Annotated in this window: 25 protein-coding genes; 14 read left to right on the top strand and 11 right to left on the bottom strand. The window is 32.4% G+C overall.

The window, feature by feature from the left end; all coding sequences use genetic code 11:
- Positions 1 to 11 precede the first annotated feature (11 nt).
- Both HYY52_08840 and HYY52_08835 read left to right on the top strand, forming a co-directional pair.
- Positions 12 to 1,268 (top strand): DNA adenine methylase, encoded by a 1,257-nt coding sequence (locus tag HYY52_08840; GenBank protein ID MBI2996792.1) that lies wholly within the window; start codon positions 12 to 14, stop codon positions 1,266 to 1,268.
- 25 nt (positions 1,269 to 1,293) lie between these two features.
- The gene (locus HYY52_08835) at positions 1,294 to 1,401 is read left to right on the top strand and encodes a transposase (protein MBI2996791.1); all 108 of its coding nucleotides are present in this window, start codon (positions 1,294 to 1,296) and stop codon (positions 1,399 to 1,401) included.
- A 139-nt stretch (positions 1,402 to 1,540) separates the two neighbouring features.
- Here HYY52_08835 and HYY52_08830 read toward each other — a convergent pair whose 3' ends face one another.
- From HYY52_08830 to HYY52_08815, 4 genes are all read right to left on the bottom strand, one after another.
- Positions 1,541 to 2,311, bottom strand: coding sequence for a hypothetical protein (locus HYY52_08830; GenBank protein MBI2996790.1), 771 nt, complete (start codon positions 2,309 to 2,311; stop codon positions 1,541 to 1,543).
- A gap of 108 nt (positions 2,312 to 2,419) precedes the next feature.
- Positions 2,420 to 2,827 (bottom strand): single-stranded DNA-binding protein, encoded by a 408-nt coding sequence (ssb, locus tag HYY52_08825; protein MBI2996789.1) that lies wholly within the window; start codon positions 2,825 to 2,827, stop codon positions 2,420 to 2,422.
- A 39-nt stretch (positions 2,828 to 2,866) separates the two neighbouring features.
- Positions 2,867 to 4,648, bottom strand: a complete 1,782-nt coding sequence (locus HYY52_08820) for an AarF/ABC1/UbiB kinase family protein (GenBank protein ID MBI2996788.1) — start codon at positions 4,646 to 4,648, stop codon at positions 2,867 to 2,869.
- 6 nt (positions 4,649 to 4,654) lie between these two features.
- Entirely contained in the window at positions 4,655 to 5,020 is a 366-nt protein-coding gene (locus tag HYY52_08815; protein MBI2996787.1) for a hypothetical protein, read from the bottom strand.
- Positions 5,021 to 5,065: 45 nt separating this feature from the next.
- Here HYY52_08815 and HYY52_08810 point away from each other — a divergent pair, with 45 nt between their 5' ends.
- Positions 5,066 to 5,932 carry an N-acetylmuramoyl-L-alanine amidase gene (locus tag HYY52_08810; protein ID MBI2996786.1) on the top strand — a complete coding sequence of 289 codons (867 nt, stop codon included), beginning with the start codon at positions 5,066 to 5,068 and terminating at the stop codon, positions 5,930 to 5,932.
- On the opposite strand, the gene ruvA is transcribed toward HYY52_08810, so the two are convergent.
- On the bottom strand, positions 5,912 to 6,547 hold the full coding sequence (gene ruvA, locus HYY52_08805; GenBank protein MBI2996785.1) for a Holliday junction branch migration protein RuvA: 636 nt from the start codon (positions 6,545 to 6,547) through the stop codon (positions 5,912 to 5,914). The two genes, HYY52_08810 and ruvA, sit on opposite strands and share 21 nt — an antisense overlap.
- Positions 6,548 to 6,657: 110 nt before the next feature.
- Here ruvA and trxA point away from each other — a divergent pair, with 110 nt between their 5' ends.
- Positions 6,658 to 6,981, top strand: a complete 324-nt coding sequence (gene trxA / locus HYY52_08800; GenBank protein MBI2996784.1) for a thioredoxin — start codon at positions 6,658 to 6,660, stop codon at positions 6,979 to 6,981.
- Positions 6,982 to 7,965, top strand: coding sequence for a flippase-like domain-containing protein (locus HYY52_08795; GenBank protein MBI2996783.1), 984 nt, complete (start codon positions 6,982 to 6,984; stop codon positions 7,963 to 7,965).
- Here HYY52_08795 and HYY52_08790 read toward each other — a convergent pair.
- A complete protein-coding gene (locus HYY52_08790) occupies positions 7,934 to 9,679 on the bottom strand; it encodes an ABC transporter ATP-binding protein (GenBank protein ID MBI2996782.1) in 1,746 nt (581 codons plus the stop codon). The genes HYY52_08795 and HYY52_08790 overlap by 32 nt on opposite strands.
- Positions 9,680 to 9,791: 112 nt before the next feature.
- Between HYY52_08790 and HYY52_08785 the strand changes: the two genes are divergently transcribed.
- Positions 9,792 to 10,412: a TetR/AcrR family transcriptional regulator gene (locus HYY52_08785; protein MBI2996781.1), complete on the top strand. Its 621-nt coding sequence runs from the start codon at positions 9,792 to 9,794 to the stop codon at positions 10,410 to 10,412.
- A 2-nt stretch (positions 10,413 to 10,414) separates the two neighbouring features.
- Here the strand turns inward: HYY52_08785 and HYY52_08780 are convergent, their stop codons facing one another.
- Positions 10,415 to 11,200 (bottom strand): enoyl-ACP reductase, encoded by a 786-nt coding sequence (locus HYY52_08780; protein ID MBI2996780.1) that lies wholly within the window; start codon positions 11,198 to 11,200, stop codon positions 10,415 to 10,417.
- Positions 11,201 to 11,262: 62 nt separating this feature from the next.
- On the opposite strand from HYY52_08780, the gene lptB reads away from it, so the two are divergent.
- From lptB to mnmA, 3 genes are read left to right on the top strand one after another with little or no spacing between them, the layout of a single operon-like run.
- Positions 11,263 to 12,033, top strand: a complete 771-nt coding sequence (gene lptB, locus HYY52_08775; GenBank protein ID MBI2996779.1) for an LPS export ABC transporter ATP-binding protein — start codon at positions 11,263 to 11,265, stop codon at positions 12,031 to 12,033.
- Positions 12,030 to 13,154 carry an LptF/LptG family permease gene (locus HYY52_08770; protein ID MBI2996778.1) on the top strand — a complete coding sequence of 375 codons (1,125 nt, stop codon included), beginning with the start codon at positions 12,030 to 12,032 and terminating at the stop codon, positions 13,152 to 13,154. Before lptB ends, HYY52_08770 begins: the two co-directional genes overlap by 4 nt.
- Positions 13,154 to 14,239, top strand: coding sequence for a tRNA 2-thiouridine(34) synthase MnmA (mnmA, locus tag HYY52_08765; GenBank protein MBI2996777.1), 1,086 nt, complete (start codon positions 13,154 to 13,156; stop codon positions 14,237 to 14,239). The genes HYY52_08770 and mnmA overlap by 1 nt, the downstream gene beginning before the upstream one ends.
- A 1-nt stretch (position 14,240) precedes the next feature.
- Here the strand turns inward: mnmA and HYY52_08760 are convergent, their stop codons facing one another.
- Complete coding sequence (locus HYY52_08760) at positions 14,241 to 14,750, bottom strand: L-threonylcarbamoyladenylate synthase (GenBank protein MBI2996776.1); 510 nt, start codon at positions 14,748 to 14,750, stop codon at positions 14,241 to 14,243.
- 22 nt (positions 14,751 to 14,772) lie between these two features.
- Between HYY52_08760 and HYY52_08755 the strand changes: the two genes are divergently transcribed.
- The 5 genes from HYY52_08755 to HYY52_08735 all read left to right on the top strand — a co-directional run bounded on the left by HYY52_08755 (position 14,773) and on the right by HYY52_08735 (position 19,109).
- Positions 14,773 to 15,216 (top strand): D-tyrosyl-tRNA(Tyr) deacylase, encoded by a 444-nt coding sequence (locus HYY52_08755; protein ID MBI2996775.1) that lies wholly within the window; start codon positions 14,773 to 14,775, stop codon positions 15,214 to 15,216.
- A gap of 158 nt (positions 15,217 to 15,374) precedes the next feature.
- Complete coding sequence (locus tag HYY52_08750) at positions 15,375 to 15,932, top strand: ACT domain-containing protein (GenBank protein MBI2996774.1); 558 nt, start codon at positions 15,375 to 15,377, stop codon at positions 15,930 to 15,932.
- A gap of 76 nt (positions 15,933 to 16,008) precedes the next feature.
- Entirely contained in the window at positions 16,009 to 16,509 is a 501-nt protein-coding gene (gene def / locus HYY52_08745; GenBank protein ID MBI2996773.1) for a peptide deformylase, read from the top strand.
- Positions 16,510 to 16,527: 18 nt separating this feature from the next.
- Positions 16,528 to 17,886 carry a tRNA (N6-isopentenyl adenosine(37)-C2)-methylthiotransferase MiaB gene (miaB, locus tag HYY52_08740; protein ID MBI2996772.1) on the top strand — a complete coding sequence of 453 codons (1,359 nt, stop codon included), beginning with the start codon at positions 16,528 to 16,530 and terminating at the stop codon, positions 17,884 to 17,886.
- On the top strand, positions 17,856 to 19,109 hold the full coding sequence (locus HYY52_08735; GenBank protein MBI2996771.1) for a methionine gamma-lyase family protein: 1,254 nt from the start codon (positions 17,856 to 17,858) through the stop codon (positions 19,107 to 19,109). Before miaB ends, HYY52_08735 begins: the two co-directional genes overlap by 31 nt.
- On the opposite strand, the gene HYY52_08730 is transcribed toward HYY52_08735, so the two are convergent.
- Genes HYY52_08730 through HYY52_08720 form a run of 3 tightly spaced genes read right to left on the bottom strand, consistent with a single transcriptional unit; the run spans position 19,083 to position 22,352 of the window.
- Positions 19,083 to 20,096 (bottom strand): BMP family protein, encoded by a 1,014-nt coding sequence (locus tag HYY52_08730; protein ID MBI2996770.1) that lies wholly within the window; start codon positions 20,094 to 20,096, stop codon positions 19,083 to 19,085. The genes HYY52_08735 and HYY52_08730 overlap by 27 nt on opposite strands.
- Positions 20,097 to 20,117: 21 nt before the next feature.
- On the bottom strand, positions 20,118 to 20,867 hold the full coding sequence (locus HYY52_08725) for a response regulator (GenBank protein ID MBI2996769.1): 750 nt from the start codon (positions 20,865 to 20,867) through the stop codon (positions 20,118 to 20,120).
- Positions 20,868 to 20,915: 48 nt separating this feature from the next.
- Positions 20,916 to 22,352, bottom strand: coding sequence for a proline--tRNA ligase (locus tag HYY52_08720; protein ID MBI2996768.1), 1,437 nt, complete (start codon positions 22,350 to 22,352; stop codon positions 20,916 to 20,918).

The raw sequence follows: 22,352 nt of genomic DNA, 5'->3' as shown, positions 1-22,352 counted from the left end.
AAATACTAATCATGAAAGATGGTTTTCTAAAATACAAAGCTCGTGACCATGCAGCAGTTCGTACTCAAGAATATTTATTTAATCAATTATTTCCTTATATTGGAAATAAAAGAAAATTGTTGCCTTTGATTTTTGAGGCAATATTACAAACTGGTGTTGAAAATGGATTGCTTGTTGATTTTTTTTCTGGCAGTGGTGTTGTCTCTCGTCTTGCAAAAAAATTAGGTTTCCAGGTAATCTCAAACGATTGGGAGCCTTATTCATTTTTTTATAACAATGCATACATTGAACAAAATAAATACCCTGATTTTAAAAAGCTTGATGGTATGGAGAAAGTTTATGAGTATTTAAATAACTTAGAAGGTGTACATGGCTATATTGGTGAGTATTATTGCCCATGGGATGACAAGAATCCTGACATTAAAAAAGAAAGAATGTTTTTTACTCATAAAAATGGAATGAAAATTGATGTTATGAGGGAAAAAATAAATGAGTGGGAAAAAGAAGAAAAAATTAATTTAAAAGAAAAATCTATCTTACTCGCTTCATTTTTATACAGTGTTAGTTATGTAAGTAATACAAGTGGTGTCTTTAAAGGGTTTCACAACGGCTGGGGGGGGAAGACTGGAACTGCACTTTATAGAATACTAAGCGACATTAAATTAGTTCCACCAGTTTTATGTGACAATGAACAAGAGAATAAAGTTTATCAAATTGACTCGCAGATTCTTGCAGAAAATTTGTCTAATCTGAGAAAAGAAAAAATAAATATTGTTTATTTAGATCCACCCTATAATCAGCATCCTTATGGAAGTAATTATCATATTTTAAATACAATTGCACTGTGGGACAAGCCAGAAATAAATAAATCAATTTTAGTAAATGAAAAAAAAACAAATAAAAGTGCAATAAGAACTGACTGGAAGACTGAAAGAAGGTCAGCCTACAATTACAAAGGAGAAGCAACTAAGGCATTAGATAAATTAATCCAAACAATTAATTCTGATTATGTTTTACTAAGCTACAGCACTGACGGACATATGGACTTAAAAGATGTTTTAGAAATCATGGCAGCAAGCGGAAAACTTTCAATGGTAACAAAGTCTTATAAACGCTATCGTGTAAGTACTCCACGTATGTCAAAAAAACCATATAATATTGAAGCTGTTTTAATACTTGATAAAAATAAAACAAGTCCAGAAGGTGTTGCTAAGAAGCTTTGGAACGAATTTGTAGAACAAGATAAATGGCTTAAGAGAGGTACCTAAAAAAATACCAGTCGGAAGACATGCCGTGCTAATACTTGATCAAACATCTTGGCATAATATTTCTTTGTTGCATTTGCCACCTTATTCACCAGAATTGAATCCAGTGGAACAAGTTTGGCATTTCTTAAAATAGCACTTCCTGTCAAACAGAACTTTTAAAGACTGTGATGATTATTGCAAGTGTCTGTGTGAATGCTTGGAATACCTTTATTAATGAACCTTTGAGAATAAAATTACTGTTGCTCTAGAGACTGGGCTAAATTAGTGTTGGCTTAATCGTCAACCTCCGGCATTGGCGTGTTCTGTGGTCTTTTTTTACACAGCTCTGTGCCTGGATCACAAAAGTATCCGTCCTTACAATCTTCGTCATTACCGCACCTACAGGCGCAAGATGGGCTACTTGTTAGGTTTATTTTTGTACATATCCCTCCCCCTTGACCAGAGCCTTGGTTACACATATCTCCCTCTTTGGTACACGTGCAGCTTTGACTTGGACTTACACTGTAGTCTTGAATTACACTATCACGGCATTGATTACCATAACGGAGAAATGGAACACAAAGTTGACACGACTCACAAGGGGAGATAAAACTCTCAGTGCACGGTGGTGGAGGCGGAGTCAGACAAATAGGCCTGAGCTTAATCCATGTAACTTTTTTCAATGAGGGATCTTTTAAAATTCTTTTGGCTTGATTAATTTTTACGTAGAAGTTTCCAACATTATCTTCTTTCAATTCTTGGACTAACTTACCCTTCTTTTTCTTCTTGTCTTTCTTGACTGAGTTTATTAAACGGATGTCTTTTTTAATTTGTTCTAATGTTCCTGGATGCAAGGATATCTCTTTTCCTTCTGAAGTATCATTTCTATTATTTACAACCCTAGCTGACAAGCTACAGTCATCATCATCATCAGTAGCATCATCATCATCATCAGTAGCAGCAGCATTAGTAGCATCATCATCAGCATCAGCATCAGTAGCAGCGGTGATACTGCTTGTTACAAGACAAAAAAGCATAAAGACAGTTATGGCAATTTTTTTCATTGATCTACCTCTTAAAAGTTGTACAAATCCCTTATTCCACTCATTACAGGAAATTAAACCAAAATATAGAATATCCACCAGATGATCTAGTTAATTTGCAAGAGGTATTTAAGCTACTGGCTGTGAGGCAACTACCTCGCTAGGATTGTTATCTTTTTTACTTCCAAGAAGTCTAATATTATCAGCAATGATCATTGGTTTTATGTTTAGTTCACCTGTGTCTTTGCTGTTCCAGCTATCCCATCTAATTTTTCCTTCAACTCCAATTAAAGATCCCTTCTTTATATATTCACCAGCAATCTCTGCTTGTTTTCCCCATACTTCAATATCAAACCAATCTGTTTGAGGTTCTTTCATTGGCCTGTTTACTGCAAGACTAAAAGTAGTAACAACTCTTCCTGATTCAAAATATCTTATCTCTGGATCTCTGCCTGCACGTCCTATTAAAACAACATGGTTTATGTCAACAGTAGGTTGGCTACTTATAACTGTTTGAGGATTTAATTGGTTTTCCATTTTGTGCTTCTGAAATTGTTTTTATATTTTATCACTTCTTTAAGTATCTATACTTTTCTTACTAAAGATTGAGTAACCTACAATCCCTACAGAACCAGCTACAGAAAAAATTAACATTATAAGTCCTGATATGTTCATTAAATAGTTGTTGCCCTGGATCAATGAATTGCCCATAAATACAGAACATAATAAAAGGATGATAGTGTAAGCAACTCTTAATTTTGAATTTGTTTCTATAATCTCTTCCTTAGAGTTGAAAATTTCTATTGGATTTAAGTTGACTGTCTTAATATTGTCTTTTTTTGCAACATAACCTGGAAGCTCTTTCATAGTATTAAAATATATTTTAATCTTATTCATTAGATTCACCTGATTTGGGAATGCAGATAAAATAGCATGTTTTAGTTCTACAATGAAATTTTTCCACTGGGCCTCAAGCAATTTACTTTTTATCCACCCTTCAAAATAATCTTTTGCTGCACTTATTAAACTAAACTCTGGATCAAGTGTTCTGCATACTCCTTCTAAAGTGCCTGTCATTCTAAGAGTATAAGTAAACTTGCTGGGTAATTTCATTGGTTTTTCTTTAAAAAGAATTCTTAATTCATTTTCCATATCATTTAAATCTAGTGAGTCTAATTTTGCACCGTCATAATATTTATATACAGCTTGTTCAATAACTTTTTTAATAGATCTAACATCAACATCTTTTTTCAAGAGCTCAAGCTTTTTTAAATTGTTTAGTAATGAATCTGTATCATTCTCTATAACATTAAACAAAACATCTGTTAATTCTTCTCTAATGTTTTTGTTTAATCTTGCTACCATACCAAAGTCATAAAAGACAATTGTGCCATCTTCTTTTACTACTATATTTCCAGGGTGGGGATCAGCATGATAAAACCCGTCTTCAAAAAATTGTTTGAAATATGCTTTAACCAATGACAATGCTAGTTCTTTAAGATCTAGGTTGTTTTCCTCTAACTTTTTAACGTCTATAATTTTAGTTCCAGGTACAAATTCTATGGTTAGTATTTTTCTTGTTGTATATTTCCAAAAAACTTTCGGTATGTAGATTTTTTCTTCGTATTTTAAATTTTTCCTAAACTTGTCAGCATTTCTTCCTTCTTCAATAAAATCAATTTCTTCAAAAAGAGTTTTTCCAATTTCATCAATTATTCCAACCCATTCTCTGTCTTTTCCAATCTTTGTATATTTTTCAAAAAACAATGCAAAGCATCTTAAAATTGCAAGGTCTTCATAAAAAAGAGAGCTTAAATTTGGTTTTTGGACTTTTACAGCTACTTCGTTATTATTTAAAAGCTTGGCTTTATGAACCTGCCCAATACTTGCTGAAGCCATTGATGTTTCATCAAATGAGCTAAAAATTTCTTTAATTGGCTTTTGTAATTCTTTTTCAACTATTGATTTTACTTCTTCAAATGGCAACGGTGGAAGCGAGTCTTGTAACTCAGATAATGCTTCTATATAATCCTTGGGAAGTAAATCTGTTCTACTTGAAAGAAATTGTCCAATCTTTATAAATGTAGAACCTAGTTCAAGAAGAGTATTTTTAACGTATATTGGGTTATTAACATTATTTTTAGTTATTTTTCTTGACAGGTTAAAAACTGACCAAGCAATTTGCCTAAACCTTTTATTTCTTAAGCAATAATAAATTAATAATACGGGCTCGCGTATAAAATCTTTTTCTTTCTTTAACAACTTAAACTTTTCCTGGACAATGTTTGTGTCATAGTAAAGATGCCAAGGTGTCGACTCTTTATGATCGGTTTCTTGTTTTTCTACTACAGTTATCAAAATTGTTTACCGCTTTGACAATTTTATTTGTTCTTTTAAATCAGCAATTTCAGCACGTAAGCCAGCTATTTCTGCCCTAATGTCATTTAGTTCCATTGAATCAAGAAGTGCATTATTTGTTAGTTCAATTAATTTATCCTTTATTAAACCTTTTAATTGAACTTCATTTATTTGTGCTCTGTGCGTTATTTCACTAATGAACTCACTGTAATGCAGGGGCTTGCTACAGCAAACCCCTACATCGTCTTGTTTTTTTTCTTTAAAGTTTTTTACTTGAATAACTAAATCAGAAGCTTTTGATTCTATCTTTTCTTTCATAACATCAATAGCTGCTTTTGCTGTAAGGATTACTTTTGTTAAATCTTTGAACATAAATGCAGATAAAATTATCTCACATAATTCAAAATAGATAAGGTAATGACAAAGCAAAAGAAAGATTTAATCTGGGTTTATCCACCAGACAACTGGGTTTCAAATTTCAATAAAACATTTGTTTATGGGTGGTGCAATCCAAGGGCGAAATTGTTTGTACAATCAAAACAAATAAGAATTCCCTCAAATGGAAATTTTGCACAGGTAATTCAATTGCCAAAGAAAAAAAATGTAATTCAACTGGTGCAGATTTTAAATGGAAAAACAAGATTTATTTCTAGAAATGTCATTGCGAGGAGGCTCAAAGAACCGACGAAGCAATCTCATAACGCAAGTAGATTGCTTCGGTCGCTTACGCTCCCTCGCAATGACGTAACAATTATCATCGATCCAGGCCATGGCGGCAAAGAACAAGGCACTCATTCACCAAGAGGTATTCCTGAAAAAATATTTAATTTACAAATTGCAAAATTATTATTTAAAAAATGTAAGAGCATGGCATGGCATGTTCATCTAACACGTACAAAAGACAAATCCGTTTCATTAAAAAACAGGGTTAATTTTGCAAAGAAGAAAAAATGTAATATTTTTATTTCAATTCACCATAATGCACTTTCAGACAATGAAGATCCACTAAAACATAGAGGTGTAGGAATTTATTACACACATGATTTTGTAAGACCTTTTGCTAAGGAGCTTTTAGAGAATATTTCAAAAGAATCTGGCTTTAAAAAACATGGAATATTTAAGAGAGATTTTGCTGTAACCAGGCCTGATTTTTATTATGGGGTTTTAATTGAATGTGGGTTTTTAATTCATCCAGAAGAGGCAGAATGTGTTATAAAGAAAGAGATTCAGAAAAAAATTGTAAGAGGGATTATAAAAGGCATTTTATCTTTTCACACCTGCTAATAACTTTAAAGCAGAATGCACTATTGATTCACTGTCCTTAAGCTGAGTGCTAAGTTGTGAAATTGCTTGATTAATTTCTTGATTTGAATAACCTAATGATTGTAAAACAGATCGTGCTTCATTTAGAACCCCGACCCCTGACCTCTGACCTCCGATATTTTCTCCACTTTCTGAATGTATTATCGGTAAATATTTCCAGTTTTTTATTTTTTCTTTTAGCTCTAAAATAATTCTACTTGCAGTTTTTTCACCAATACCATTTGCTTTTCTTAGAGCTGAAATGTTTTCATTTAAAACTGAATGTGAGATCTCACTTACAGTTAGATTATTTAAAAGGCTAAGAGCAGTTTTTGGTCCTATGCCTGATACACTACATAGCAAGTTAAACAATTCTCTTTCAAGAAGTGTTGGAAAACCAAATAGCGTCATTTGATCTTCTTTGTGAATTAAAGCTGTAAAGACTTTTGTGGCTTGTCCCTTTTCTCCTGCTAAATTGATGCTAGAGAGTGTAGTATATATTTCAAAACCAATTCCGCTTACATCTAAAATTATCTTTTCAGAACCTTGAGGTTCTGTAATTTTTTCTATAATTATTCCTTTTAGGAACTGATACATTTTTTTACTTGGTATAATTAAAAATGCAAGTTATAAATGCTTAATAAAAGAAGTCTAACAGAAGGAATCAATTTATAATCATCACATAAAGGAAGGAACTTCATAAGTAAATGTCAAACCTAGGTGAAGTAACAGACGCAACTTTTGAGGCAGAAGTTCTAAAGTCTCCAATACCAGTTTTAGTAGATTTCTGGGCACCTTGGTGTGGGCCATGTAAGGCAGTTGCACCAGTTGTTGAAGAAATTGCCAAAGATTATTCTGGTAAGTTAAAAGTTTTAAAGCTAAACACAGATGAAAATCCTAAAACAGCTCAGTCTTATAGAATAAGTGGTATTCCAAGCTTGATGGTTTTTAAAAATGGTCAGCCAGTTGAACAAGTAGTTGGCGCAGTACCAAAAACCACCTTATCTTCTGCAGTTGAAAAACATATTTAAATGACTGACCATAAATCTAAGAAAAGTCAATTAATTAAAAATGCTTTAAGAATTTCAGTTAGTATTCTAGCAATTGTATTTTTAATTAAGTTTGGCAAAGTAGATATTCATACTGCAGTTAAGTATCTCCTTAAGGTAAACCCTGTTTATTTTTCTTTAGCTATAAGTTCTTATCTTATTACTGTTATGATTGCTGCTGTTAGATTTTATTTCTCATCTCATGTTTTAGGGTTTCAAAAAAGTTATCTGCAATTATTACAACTTAACTTTGTTGGAGCTTTTTTTAATAATTTTTTACCTACTACCTTTGGTGGCGATGCTTTAAGGGGCTATTATTTAAAAAGAGGTTCACATATACCATTAGCAAAAGCTGCGGCATGTATTGTTTATGAGCGTTATACAGGCATAATTGTTTTGTTTTGGGCAGCATCTATTGCATTTATATTAAGAGATTTAAATATTGTTAATAAATCAACATGGCAAGTACCTAGTCAATTGATTATTTTTTCTCATATTGGTTCACTTGTTACTATCTTTTTAATACCTTTTCTTCCTCAAATCAATAATTTGATCTTTGGAAAAACCAATTGGATTTATAAAAACATCATTGAACCAGTAATTGTTTATTGGAATGATTTAAGATTAACCATTAAAGTCTTTATACTGTCCTTGCTTTTACAATTTTTTGTTGTCTTATGCCATATATTTATTGCAATGTCTCTAAGTATAAAAATACCGCTTAGCTATTACTGTGTTTTTTATCCATTAACAACAATTGCTGGTTTTATGATACCAAGCTTAAACGGTCTAGGCATAAGGGAAGGAACTTACATTTATTTTTTAACTAAGGTTAATATAAAAACTGATCAAGGACTAGCTTTTAGTATTTGTTGGTTAATCATCTTACTGGTGATGAGTGTTGTAGGTGGTTTAGTATATGTCTTTGGAGACTTTAGGAAGCATAAACCGTTGACCTACACATAATTTCACCATTCTCTAATGTAATAACTCTATCTGCATTGTTGATTGTTGATTGTCTGTGAGCAATTATAATTACTGTTCTGTTTTTTACAAGTTCATTAATTGCATCTTGGATATATTTTTCAGATTCACTATCAAGATGACTTGTTGGTTCATCTAAGATTAATATTGGTGCGTTTTTTAAAAATGCTCTTGCAAGGGCAATTCTTTGTCTTTGTCCTCCTGAAAGTTTATTTCCATTTTCACCAACAGGAGTATTAAATCCATCATGCATTTTTTCTACAAATTCAATTACATGGGCTTTTCTTGCAGCTTCAAACATTTCTTTTTCTGTAGAGTTACTTCTACCAAATAATATATTTTCTTTAATTGATGTGTTAAATAATATTTGCTCTTGGGTTACTAAAGAAATTTGAGATCTAAGGAAATGTATGTCTATTGTTTTAATGTCAGTTTTATCAATTTCAATAGTTCCACTTACTGGGTCATAAAACCTAGGGATTAAACTAATCAAGGTGGTTTTTCCAACACCTGATGGTCCTGTTAAAGCAATTCTTTCACCCGGACTAATTTCTAGATTTATATTTTTCAAAATTTCTTTTCCATCGGGATAATTAAAATAAACATTATCAAATTTAATATGTCCGTGTTGTAGGGATTTATTACAATAACCCCCTACAACATTTGATAATAACGGTTCTTGATCCAATGTTTCAAATACCCTTTCACTTGCCCCAAGTGCTTGTTGCAAGGTTGACCACACTCTGCTTATTCTTTTTATTGGTTCATAAAGTAAAATTGTTGTTAAAAAATAAGATGAAAAGTCACCAAGTGTAATCTGAGAATTTGCAACACTTTTCATTCCATACCAAAAAACAAATGCCACACCACATGCTCCTATTAATCCTGTTATTGGAGATATCATGGCTTCAATTGCTATAGTATTTCTAAGTGTTGAAAAAAGTTTTGAGTTTAAAAATTCAAAGTTTGTATCCCTTACTTTTTCAAGATTATATGCTTGAGTTAGTTTTAAATTTTGTAAGCTTTCTTGAACATACCCAGATAAGTCACCAATTTTTTCTTGCCCTTTCCTGCTAAGCTTCCTGAGCCTTTTTGCAAGATTTACAACTGGAACTACAAATAAAGGAATTACAAGAATTGCTACAAGAGTAAGCGACCAGTTTACTGACAAAAGCCAAAGAAAAAGAAAAAGTGCCTTGCTTGAGTCATTAAAAATTGTTGTAATTGTTTCTGCAACCCATGACTGGACAGCTATAAGATCATTTGTAATTCTTGAAACATATGTGCCACTCATTTCCTTCGTAACTTGAAGTAATGAAAGCTTTTGTAAGTGCTCATGTAATTTATTTCTTATATCCCTTACAGTTGCAACCCCAACATACCTAATACAAAATTGATGTAAAAATCTTAAGGCACCATCAATTAAATAAGCAATTACAATTAAAAAAGGAATTAAATGTAATAGTTCATATACATGAATGCTCATACTTGGAGAACCAACAAGAGCTTTTAGTTGTTTTGGTAAAAGGAAAATCCTGCCATATTGATTTGGCATATTTAAACCATCCACTGCAATTTTTACAAGCCAGGGAGGTACAAGCGATATAAATCCGCCAAGTAACATTGCAAAAAATGCTGTAGAAAATAACAGCCAGTATTTTTTCCCGTATGATAATAATCTTGTCAAAGTGCTCATAAGATAACGATTATAAACCTTGTAGAGGCACGGTCACCATGCCTCTAACAAAATATTTTTTTATAAATACCTATCTTACCTGCTTAAAAGGGTTAATATCTAATTATAAAAAATGCAAGAAATTAATATACCTCCTGTACCAAAGTCTGCAAAAGCACAACGAACTAGACAAAAAATATTAGAAGCAGCAAGAGTAGTTTTTGCAGAACGGGGGTTTGCAAAAGCTACTGCAGAAGAAATTTCTACAAGAGCTGGTGTTGGATATGGGACATTTTATTTATATTTTGCAGATAAGAGACAAGCACTGCACACTATTCTTGCTGAAGTGGATGATAAACTGTACCAGCTTGGCCAGGATGAAACTGAAAAGCCAAGGCTTGGTCTAGGAGCTCTTGCACCTATTAAAGCAACAATTAGTAGTTTCTTTGATAGCTTTGAAGCCTATGCTGATGTTTTAAAAATTTGTCATGAACTTTCAGCAACAGATCCGGATTTTAAAAATCGACATGATAAAGTAAGAGCAAGATTGGTAAATAGAATTAAGGAGCATTTAACAAAAGGTTTAGAACTTGGAAATACAAGAAATGTTGATCCTGAAATTGCATCTATTGCAATTGCAGGTCTTATTGAAACAATTGCAATTGAATGGTTTTTTAATAATAAACCATGGGATAGAGAAAAAGTAATTAATACCGTTGCAAAGCTTTATTATAGTGCTGTGGTGAAACAATAAGTCTACATCGCCACTGTATTATATCCACAGTCTACATAAATAATTTCACCAGTAATTGCTCTTGATAAATCACTAAATAAAAACACACAGGTATCTGCTACTTCTTCTGCTGAAACATTCTTTTTTAATGGAGCTACTCCCCTAAAATGTTCAAGCATCTTTGAAAAATCACCAATGCCGCTTGCTGAAAGAGTTTTAATAGGCCCTGGAGAGACTACATTTACACGAATGTTTTTTGAACCAAGATCATATGCTAAGTATCTTGCAGAACTTTCAAGCGCAGCTTTTGCTACACCCATAACATTGTAATTTTTTATAACTCTTTCACTGCCTAAATAACTTAATGTAACAATGCTTCCACCCTTCTCTTCCATGCAAGATTTAAAAGCTTTTGATAGTGCAATTAATGAATAACTACTAACATCTTGTGCAAGATGATATCCATCGCGGGATATGTTTACAAACTCACCACTAAGTTCTTCATGTTTTGCAAATGCAACTGCATGCAAAAAGAAATCAATTTGCCCAAATTGTTTTTTAATAGACTCACTAGCTAAGAATAATTCCTCGTCTTTAGTAACATCAAGATTTACTGAAAAAGGATTATTTATATTTTCTTCCTCAAATAATTTTTCTAAATTTCTTAAAACCCTTTTACCTTGGTAAGTAAAACCAACCTTAGCACCTTCTCTAATACAAGCTCTAGCAACAGCCCAAGCAATGCTCCATTTATTTGCAACTCCTACAATTATTCCTTTTTTCCCTTTAAGCAGATTATTTGATTGCATAGTATGCAATATAATACCAGATTTTGTATGTTAAATTAATATGGTCAATATGTGTGATAGACATGACACTAAAAGTATCCAATCTGGCAAAATCATTTAACGGTAAAGTTGTTGTAAATAATATTTCTTTTGAAATAAAATCTGGCGAGATAGTAGGTCTATTAGGACCAAATGGTGCTGGAAAAACCACTTCTTTTGATATAGTTGTTGGATTAATTAAACCTGAAAGGGGTGAGGTTAAACTTTTTGAAAAAGATATAACTAACTTACCAATTCACCAAAGAGCAGGATTTGGTATTGGGTATTTAACTCAGGAGCCATCAGTATTTCGTAGATTATCAGTGGCAGATAATTTAAAGTTGATTTGGGATGTGTTAGGAGATGAAGAGGACGTAACAGCGAGACGGCGAGACGGCGAATCGGTGAAAGAATCTCTCAGCTCTAATGAAGAAAGATTAGAAGAACTACTAAAAGAATTTAATCTTTCAAATCTTAGAGATCATATTGCCATTAGTTTGAGTGGTGGTGAAAGAAGACGTGTAGAAATTGCAAGAGTTCTTGCTTGTGATCCTAAGTTTGTTCTTTTAGATGAACCATTTACTGGAATTGATCCAATTGCAATTCAAGATATTCAACGTTTAATAGCTGATTTAAAAATTAAAAGAAATATTGGGATCTTGTTAACAGATCACAATCCAAGAGCAACACTCTCTATTTGTGACCGAGCATATATTATTCAGGACGGCAGAATCTTATTATCAGGTTTAACAAAAGACATTGCAAAAGATCCAATTGCTTTGAAATATTATTTGGGTGAGGATTTTAAATTGTGAAAAGATTTTTTAATATACTTGATAAGTATATAATTGGTGAATTTTGGATGCCATTTATCTCTGGCTGTGGAATTATTACAGGAATTTGGTTAAGTGCTGATCAACTTAGACAAGTTTTTAAACTAGTAACTACTTCTAGTGCTCCATTGTCTTTAGCTATAACTATCTTAGGACTACATATGCCAGAAATATTAGTGATTACAATTCCAATTGGGGTTTTATGGGGAACTTTTCTTGTCTTTAGTAGATTAAACAATGACTCTGAAATCATTGCACTTAGAACAAGTGGCATAAGTTTAATAAAAATTTTAAGGCCAGTCATTTTGTTTGGTTTACTGACATCATTTATTTCATTTGGAATAAATGAACTTATAGTCCCAATTTCTGGTCCACTTGCCCGTAAATTAGAAATATATTCTGTTTATAAAAATCCATTTTCAAGCAGTCAAAAGAATTTTACTTACTTAGAAAAAAGCTCAAAGAAAAAACTTAAGCGAATATTCTATGCTGCCTATTATGATGCAGACAAGAACCTTCTACGAAATATAGTTATTTTAGATTTTACAAGAGAAGGCATAGCTCAAATCCACTCTGCTAAACAAGCTAAATGGACACCACAAAAAGGTGGGTGGGAGCTTTACAAAGGAACAAGTCACATTATTTCAAAAAATGAATTTCTAAGTAGGGTTTCTAGCTTTGATGTTTTGTTTATTCCAAGCACTTCAACGCCAGCAAAATTAATTAGAGAATTAAGTAAACCTGGTGAGATGAACTTTCTAAAATTGCACAGCTTTTTGGAGTTGCAGAGAGATTCTACTGTTCATACTGATGATTTTAATGAAGCAGAAGTAATTCTTCATCGTAAGTTTGCACAGCCCTTAGCATGCTTGCTAATAGCTTTAATTGGTGCACCACTTGGAATATTGCCAAGGAGATCAAATTCAAGCTGGAATTACATTATTCTAGCCATAATTATTTTCCAATTTTATGTGACCCAGTCTGTGTGTCAATCTATGGCAGAAGCTGGTAGGCTTATACCTTTTGTAGCAGCATGGTTTCCAAATATTGTTTTGTTTTTAATTGCAATTTTTATAATTAGGCAAAAGGCAAGGTTAGCGTAATGGTACAAGAAAATCATTGGCCGCGGGAAGGCAGTCAAATTGCTGTTTGTATGAGCGGTGGTGTAGACAGTAGTATTAGTGCATACATACTGCATAAGAAAGGTTACAAGGTTATTGGTTTAACAGGATGGCTTATAAAAGGTACAAATCGTTGTTGTGATAGTGGGATGATAGATGCAACAAAAGTTTGTGAACAAATTGGTATTAAGCATGTTTCAAAAGATTTAAGAATGCTCTTTAAACAAGAAATTGTAGATCCCTTTATTAACTCGTATCAAGCTGGTTCCACTCCGATACCTTGTATTACTTGCAATACAACTATTAAGTGGGGATCCCTTATGCATTATGCATTTAGTGAATTAAGCTGTACACACATTGCAACTGGACATTATGCAAAACTTATAAGCAAAAATGATGTTTATAAAATCATCCGCCCAAAAGACTTAAAAAAAGATCAAACATTTATGCTTTGGGGATTAACACAAGAGATGCTTTCTAAAACAGTTTTTCCATTGGCAGATATTACCAAGGCAGAGGTAAGAGCTGTAGGAGCTTGCTGCAGCAAGCTCCTACATGTTGCAGATAAAGAGGAAAGTCAAGATATTTGTTTTGTTTCAAAAAAAGAAAGCACACAAAAATTTCTTGAGAAATTTTTACAACCTAAAGAAGGATTTATTATTGAAAATAAAACAGGAAAAATTTTAGGTACTCATCAAGGAACACACAATTACACAATTGGGCAGAGAAAGGGCATGGGAATAGCACATAGTGAGCCTTTATATGTTGTCGATCTTGACATAGAAAATAATATTGTTTTTGCAGGGACAAAAGATGAATTAGAAAAACAAGAATTAATTGCAAGAGATGTGAATTGGATTTTGCCCGTAGAGACGCGATTAATCGCGTCTCTACGGGCAAAAATCCGCTATAATTCCAAAACCTCACCAGCAAAGGTTTCTATATTGGATAACAATCAAGTGAAGGTTGTATTCAATGAACCACAATCAGCAATTACACCTGGACAAGCATGTGTTTTTTATGATGAGAATGATCAAACCCTTCTCGGTGGTGGATGGATTGTTTAGTTTATCGTAGTGTTTTAATTTGACCATTTATAATCTCTATAACTGTTGATGGTTTGTAAGACATTTCACCTTTTTTTGCTTTTACAAACAATTTAACCTTTTGTACAATATCATTTACATTTCTTTTCCCTGAAATATTAGCACTGGTACTTGCAAGAACCTGTAATGGACATTGTTTTAATAGACCTAACAGAAATTTATTGTTAGGCACTCTGATTCCAATTGTTTTAAATCCTTTGTTTAAAAATTTTGGTACAAGTTTTGATGCAGGTAGAACAATTGTTAGAGGGCCAGGCCAATATAATTTTCGATTTAATTTTACAAATTTTTTTAATGCTTGCCAGTTATATCCAAGCAAAATCAATGGTTTTCTTCTACTTCTTTTTTTTAATTTGTAGATTTTTTCTATCGCAGATTTTGAATCATATCTGCAAACCAAGCCATATACTGTATCCGTTGGAACTATTACCAGTTCGTTAGATAAAATTAAGTTCAATATTTTTTTAAGCACGATTTCTATTATAATGTAGAGAATGATTACACTAATTCAACGTGTAAAAAATGTCAAAGTAAAAGAAAATGGACAAACTCTTGGTGAAATAAATCAAGGACTTCTTTTATACATTGGGTTTGAAGATGGTGACAATCTTACAAAAATTCAATGGACTTTAAATAAGATTATTAATCTTAGAATATTTTCAGATAAAGAAGACAAAATGAATCTATCGCTTTTAGATACTAGTGGAGCATTAATGGTTATTCCAAACTTTACTTTGCCAGCTGATTTAAATGAATCAGGCAGGAGGCCATCATTTACAAAGTCAGCAAGGCCAGAACTTGCAGATAGTTTGTATACCCAGTTTATTGATGAATGTAAAAAACAAAATATAAAAACTGCATCTGGTAAGTTTGGTGCAATGATGGATATTGAATCTGTGGCAGATGGGCCAGTTAATTTTGTGCTAATAAAGAGATAAGGTTAAGGTAACCTACGCAAGATAATTTGTAAGAAATGACGAATAAGGAGGGACAGATCTATATATCTGCCCTAATTAAGAAGGAATTTGACTAAAAAGCTATATTGATTTTCTGTTAGGTTGCAAGTAGAATTAGAACAACAATTTTTGAAATTAATATGAACATCTCAAAAAATTATTTTGCATTGTTTGTCTTAGGAACTGACAGTACTGGAATAGTTGCTGATATTACAAAGGCCCTGTTTGAACTAGGAGCAAATATAAACGACTCATCGCATACAATCATTGGAAACCAGTTTGCAATGTTACTTTTAATATCAACAACAACAAACTGTACAATAGAAAAAATTCAAAGTGTCTTTAAGGATGTAGCAGAAGCAAGAAACCTAACAATTCATGTACACCAGTTAAGAGATGAAGACATATACAGAAAATCATATGAGATGGGCCAGTTATGTGTAATTCATCTCTATGGAGCAGATAAACCAGGAATTATTTATCAAGTCACAAACTTGCTTGCTAAAAATAATGTGAATATTACAGATTTAAGCACAAGAAGATTTGGTACTGAATCAAATCCAATTTACATAATGTACTTAGAAGCTGAAGTACCTAATGCAGTTGATACAAGAAAACTTGGTGATGAATTAAATAAAATTGCAGCTGCTTTAAATGTAGAAATTAAATACGAATTAGAAGAAGTTGCCAGCTTGTAAGTTGCAGATAAATTGTTATGGTAGCTGCAGGGACAGGATTTATCCTGCCCTTCTAACGTCGATAACAATAAAGAATATGCCAATTTTACAAGTCCACAAATATCCTGATCCAATCTTAAAACAAGTTTCAAAAGAAGTAATATCTTTTGATTCTTCTTTAGAAGCATTTATAAAAAATGGTATTGAGACTTTGCAAAACTACAAATTTTGTGTAGGTCTTTCAGCACCACAAGTAGGAAATTTACAAAGAATAACTTTTGTTGATATTTCAAGAGCAAGAAAACCACATCCAAATAATGGTTTACTAATTTTAATCAATCCTCGAATTCTTGCATCATCAGATTTCAAAATAGTTCGTGAAGGATGTTTAAGCATCCCAGATTTCACTGCAAATGTAAAAAGAGCTATGAAAATTGTTGTAGCTTATCAGGATATAAAAGGTAAAACCAGAACACTATCTACAAAGAACTTCGAAGCACATGCAATCCAACATGAAATAGATCATTTAAATGGAATACTTTTCTTAGATAAGATTGCAAATCCTGCTAGTGATTTGTTTAGAAGGGTAAGATATTGATAAGTTATAATTACGTCCATGAAACGTGTCTACTTAGAGACCTTTGGGTGCCAGATGAATAAAGCAGATAGTGAACATATGATTGGGCTGCTTGATGAAATTAATTACAAACTTACAGAGGATATTGATAGCGCAGATCTTGTTCTTTTTAATACATGTACTGTTCGTGAAGCAGCAAATAAAAAATTATATGGACACCTTGGAATTGTTGCAGGTAAAAAAAAGCACAAACCAAATTTGTTAGTTGGAATTGGTGGTTGTGTTGCTCAAGATAAAAAAGAATGGCTACAGTCTAAATTCCCTTTTGTAGATATTGTCTTTGGCACTAACAATATTCATGAGCTCCCAGAGCTTATTAAACAAGCAGAGTGTGGTGAAAGGATCTGTAAAATAAAAGAAGAACTTCCTTATGAGCTTCCTGAACTTCCAGTAATTAGACAAACAAAAGTTACTGCATGGATAAATGTAATTCTTGGATGTAATTTTAACTGTACTTACTGCACAGTTCCGCGCGTAAGAGGAAGAGAAAAGAGCAGAAGGCCAGAAGATATTTTAAAAGAGATCAAGAAACTAGCTGAGGAAGGTTTTAAAGAAGTTACATTACTTGGACAAAATGTTACAGCATATGGATATGATCTCTCGTTAAATTATTCAAAAGAAAAAGCAACATTTGGTTATATTCCAGTTAATTCAGAGTACTCACTTGAAAAGTTAATGAGGTTTGTTCACAATGTAAAAGGTATTGAAAGAATTAGATTTTTAACTGGGCATCCTTTTTATGTAACTAGTGAATTAATTGATGCTGTTGCTGAACTTTCAAAGGCTTGTGAATATTTTCACATTCCAATGCAATCTGGTGATAATAATGTCTTAAAGCATATGGCAAGAGCTTATTCAGTAGATAAATATAAAAAAATGGTAGAAAAAATTAAATCAAAAATTCCAGATGCAGCTATTACAAGTGATTTTATAGTAGGTTTCCCCGGAGAAACATATGAACAATTTTTAAATACAGTTAAAATAATTCAAGAGCTAGAATTTGATGCATGTAATACAGCAGCATATTCCCCAAGACCAAATACTCCAAGTGCAACCTGGAATGATCAGATTTCAGAAGAAGAAAAAAATGAAAGGCTTAAGTATTTAAATCAAGTAATTAATGATGTATTAGAAAAGAAAAATAAAAAGTATTTAAATACTGTTCAAGAGATATTAGTGGAAGGTAAAAGCGAAAAAAACAAAAATCGCTTGACAGGCAGAACAAGAAGAAATAAGATTGTTAATTTCGATGGTGATACAAACCTTGTTGGGAAATTAATAACTGTAAAAATTACAAAAGCAAATCCATGGGCACTATTGGGGGAATTAGAAAATTAGAAACCGAGACATCACCATTGATTGAAAATGGTGAAAAATATCTTGCAGAATATTTTAAATCTGTTGAAGATGTTGAGGAAAAAAATTCCAAAAAAGTATTAAGTGCGTTAATTGAGAACAAATTAGGTGAGGAGCATTTTAGCTGGGTAACTGGATACGGACATGATGATTTAGGAAGACAAAAGTTAGATCAAATTTTTGCCCGGATATTTAGTACAGAAAGTGCTATTGTAAGACCACATTTTGTTTCAGGAACACATGCTATTTCATGTTGTTTTTTTGGCTGCCTAAGACCTGGTGATGAACTTGTTTCTGTTAGTGGAGAACCATATGATACGTTGCATGAGGTCATTGGCATTAAAAATAAAAATGGTTCCTTGAGAGATCATGGTGTGATCTACAAAGAAATCCCATTAAAAAATAATTTTGATGTTGATACAAATGCAATACCTCAATATGTTTCAAAAAAAACAAAAATGGTTTTTATTCAAAGATCAAAAGGTTACCACTACAGAAAATCACTTACTATTTCTGATATAAAAAAAATAATCTCAGTTGTAAAAGAGATAAATAAAAATATTATTTGTTTTGTTGATAATTGTTTTGGTGAGTTTACTGAAGAACTCGAACCTACTGATGTTGGTGCTGACTTAATTTGTGGTTCACTTATAAAAAATATTGGAGGAGGAATTGTTCCAGGCGGTGGTTATATTGCAGGAAGAAAAGATCTTGTTCATTTAGCAGCATCAAGACTTACTGCACCTGGTATTGCTGAAGCTGGCGGTAGTATGTTTGATTTAACTAGAACAATCTTTCAAGGATTGTTTTTTGCTCCTCATGTTGTATGTCAGGTTTTAAAAGGCATTTCTTTAGTAAGTTATGTTTTTCAGGAAAAAGGATATGAGGTAAATCCATCTCCAGCTGACTTAAAAACTGATGTTGTAGTTGCAATAAAACTAAAAGAGAAATTGCTTCTAGAAAAGATTTGTAAATTTGTTCAGTCTCATAGTCCAGTAAATAGTTACTTGACTCCAGTACCTTGTAAATTACCAGGGTATGAAGATGAGATAATAATGGCTGGTGGTACTTTTATTGAAGGCTCAACAATTGAACTTTCTTGTGATGGACCTTTACGTGAACCTTATATTTTATATTGGCAGGGAGGACTTAATTACTTTCATACAAGATATGTAATCTCATCTCTTCTTTCCTCTTTCTTCTAATTGTTTTTCATATGCAGTCTCTAAATCTGTTAAATGTCCTTTAATTCTGTTTATCTTTGCTTCTGTAGTTGGTTCTATGTTTCCATAGCTTGGTGTTAAATCTATTACTTGGTGCCTTAGTCCAAAACTATAAATTCTTGGTTCCAGTATGTGTTCAAAGTAATATTCGGAAACTAAATATGCAAGCTGTGAAACATCTTCAATTCCACTTGTTAAAACTGTACTTGGTGCTAAATCATGCTCATCAGTTATTGCGCCAATTGCAGATATGTCTAGTTCTTCTGCAGCTTTAATAACACCAACACCGCTTATATCTGCAAGATGAGTTATAACATCTACACCAGTATTAATTTGTGCAATGCCTGCTTCTCTGCCTTTTGTAATATCGTTATAAGTGTTTATGTAAGAAACAACTAAGTCAGCTTTTGGGTTAACAGATTTTAGTCCTTTTCTCATACCAATTATTGTTCTTTCAATTGATGGAAGCTTTTTCCCCACAACAATTCCAACTTTGTTCGTTGAAGTATTTAACCCTGCTGCAACTCCGATTAAATATCCATATTGTTCATCCTTAAAATTAAATGAGCACAAATTAGGTTCTTTACCTACCTCTCCACCAATGACACAAAAAAATGTTTTAGGAAACAGGCGGGCAGCTTTTTTTAAAACAAGTTCATATTCATATCCATTAGCAATTACAAGATTAAATTTTCTTTTTGCTAAGCCATGAAATACTTCTTGTGCTTCATCTAAGTTAACTTTGTCTACAACAGCTATCATAGACATGTAATTAGCTTGAAATCTTTTTAACCCACTATAGGCTTGTTCATTCCAAGATGAGTCATTAACTGGCCCTGATAATACAAGTGCTACCTTAATAGGGCCCTTCTTAAAGAACTGGTATTTGTTTTTCTTTATAGAACAAGAAGTAAAAGAAATGATCAATAATAAAAGAAAAAAGAAATTTAAAAATTTCTTTGAGTACATATTAATTAGTTTAAAAATTGATTAACTTACTTTAGGCAACTTATACCCTATTCCTCTGACGGTTTGGATTAAAGTTGGTTCATCTGGGTTATCTTCTAATTTACTTCTTAGTCTACTGACATGTGTTCTTACAATATAAACATCAGACTGGGTTCTAACTGGAAATCCCCAAGCTTCTTCTAACAATTGTTCGTGGGTCATTGGTTCTCCAGAATATTTAACAAGTGTTTCAAGCAAAGCAAATTCTTTTTCAGTTAAATGAACTCTTTGTCCTTTTCTAAAAACCTGCCTTTTAGCTACATCAATTTTTATATCTTCAATTAAAATTATCTGTCCTGCGTTTGAATTTTGGTTTTGAATTTGTTCTTCTTGTGGGTGAACCCTGCCAATACGATCTAAAAGTCCTTTTATTCTTATTTCAAGTTCAAGAGGACTAAACGGTTTTTTAACAAAGTCATCAGCTCCTAATTCAAGCCCTTTAATAATGCTAGGTTCATCAGTTGCTGCTGAGAGAATAATTAATGGCACATATGATTTTTTTCTAATTTGTTCAGTTAATTCAAACCCTCCCATTTCAGGCAACATTAAATCTACTATTACTAAATCAGGTAACAATTGATTAAACAAATCTAAAGCTTCAACACCATTTGTTGCAGTTATGATTTGATAACCTTTTTGTTGAAGCCTGAAAGCAACTATTCTTCTAATTGCAGCTTCATCATCTACAATTAAAATTTTCCATGGTGATTCTTGAGAAGGATTTAAAGCCATGTCTGGAATTGGTGCTTCTACTGCCATAATTTCTCCTTCGTCTTATCTTTAATATGCTTTTGCAAAAATCACCTTTAATTTTGCTTTTTGATTACATACGATACAATAACCTTCTTTTTCCATACAGTCAACTGGCAATTTAAATGGAATGCATCTTATAGTTGCTTTTGTTTTTTGTTTTAAGTCTTCCTCACATTGTGTCTTTTCACACCAAAATGAAATTAAAAACCCTCCTTTATTTATTTTTTCAAGGAATTCTTTTTCATCTTTTGCTATAAAAGTGTTTTTTCTTTGGAATTCTAATGTTTGTCTAAACAGATTCTCTTGAATCTCAGTTGACAACCTCAATAAATACTGTATTAGATTTTGCTGTGGTACATTTTTAAATTTTTCATTTGTATCTCTTCTTACTATTTCAATGGCATTATTTGTAATATCCTTTGGGCCTAAATTAATGCGAATTGGAACTCCTTTGACTTCCCAGTAATTAAACTTCCAGCCAGGACTGTATTGATCTCTCTCATCAATTTTTATCCTGAAAGCTGTTTTTAATTCTTTTTCTAGTTCTTTACATTTCTTAAAAACCAAATCTTTTTCAGACTGATCCTTATAAATTGGGACAATAATTATTTGAATAGGGGCAATTTTAGGAGGAAGTTTTAGTCCTTTTTCATCATGGTGGGTCATTATTATCGCACCAATTAAGCGGGTTGAAACCCCCCAGCTTGTTTGGTGGACATATTGAAGCTCTCCATTTTGATCCTGAAATTTTGTATCAAATGCTTTTGCAAAATTTTGTCCTAAATAATGCGAAGTCCCCATTTGTAGTGCTTTTCCATCTTTCATTAAGCCTTCAATACAATATGTAGTCACAGCACCTGCAAATCTTTGACTTTCTGTTTTAATTCCTTCAATTACTGGAACAGCTAAATATTCTTCACTTAAAGTTTTGTAAACATCTAACATTTTTCTAGCTTCAGCTTCAGCATCTTCATAAGTAGCATGTGCAGTATGCCCTTCTTGCCAAAGAAATTCAGTAGTTCTTAAAAAAAGTCTTGTTCTCATTTCCCAGCGTACTATGTTTGCCCATTGATTTATTAGTAGTGGTAGATCTCTATATGACTGAATCCATTTACTAAACATATAATTAATAATTGTTTCAGAAGTTGGTCTTATGACTAGTTTTTCTTCAAGTTCTTTACCTCCTCCATAAGTAACAACAGCACATTCAGGAGCAAAGCCTTTTACATGCTCAGCTTCTTTTTTTAAAAAACTTTCTGGAATAAAAAGCGGGAAGTATGCATTTTCATGTCCAGTTTCTTTAATCATTTTGTCAAGAGCAGCTTGAACTTGCTCCCAGATTGCATAACCATATGGTCTTATAACCATGCAGCCTTTTATAGGAGAATAATCTGCTAGTTCTGCTTTAAGTGCTAACTCTGAAAGTAAACTTTCACCTTGATCAGAATTATCTATTTTAGACAT

The organism is Candidatus Melainabacteria bacterium (assembly GCA_016193285.1).
GTDB lineage: Bacteria > Cyanobacteriota > Vampirovibrionia > 2-02-FULL-35-15 > 2-02-FULL-35-15 > JACPSL01.
Note: the sequence above shows the minus strand (reverse complement) of the source record. Positions and strands in the feature narration are given on the sequence as shown.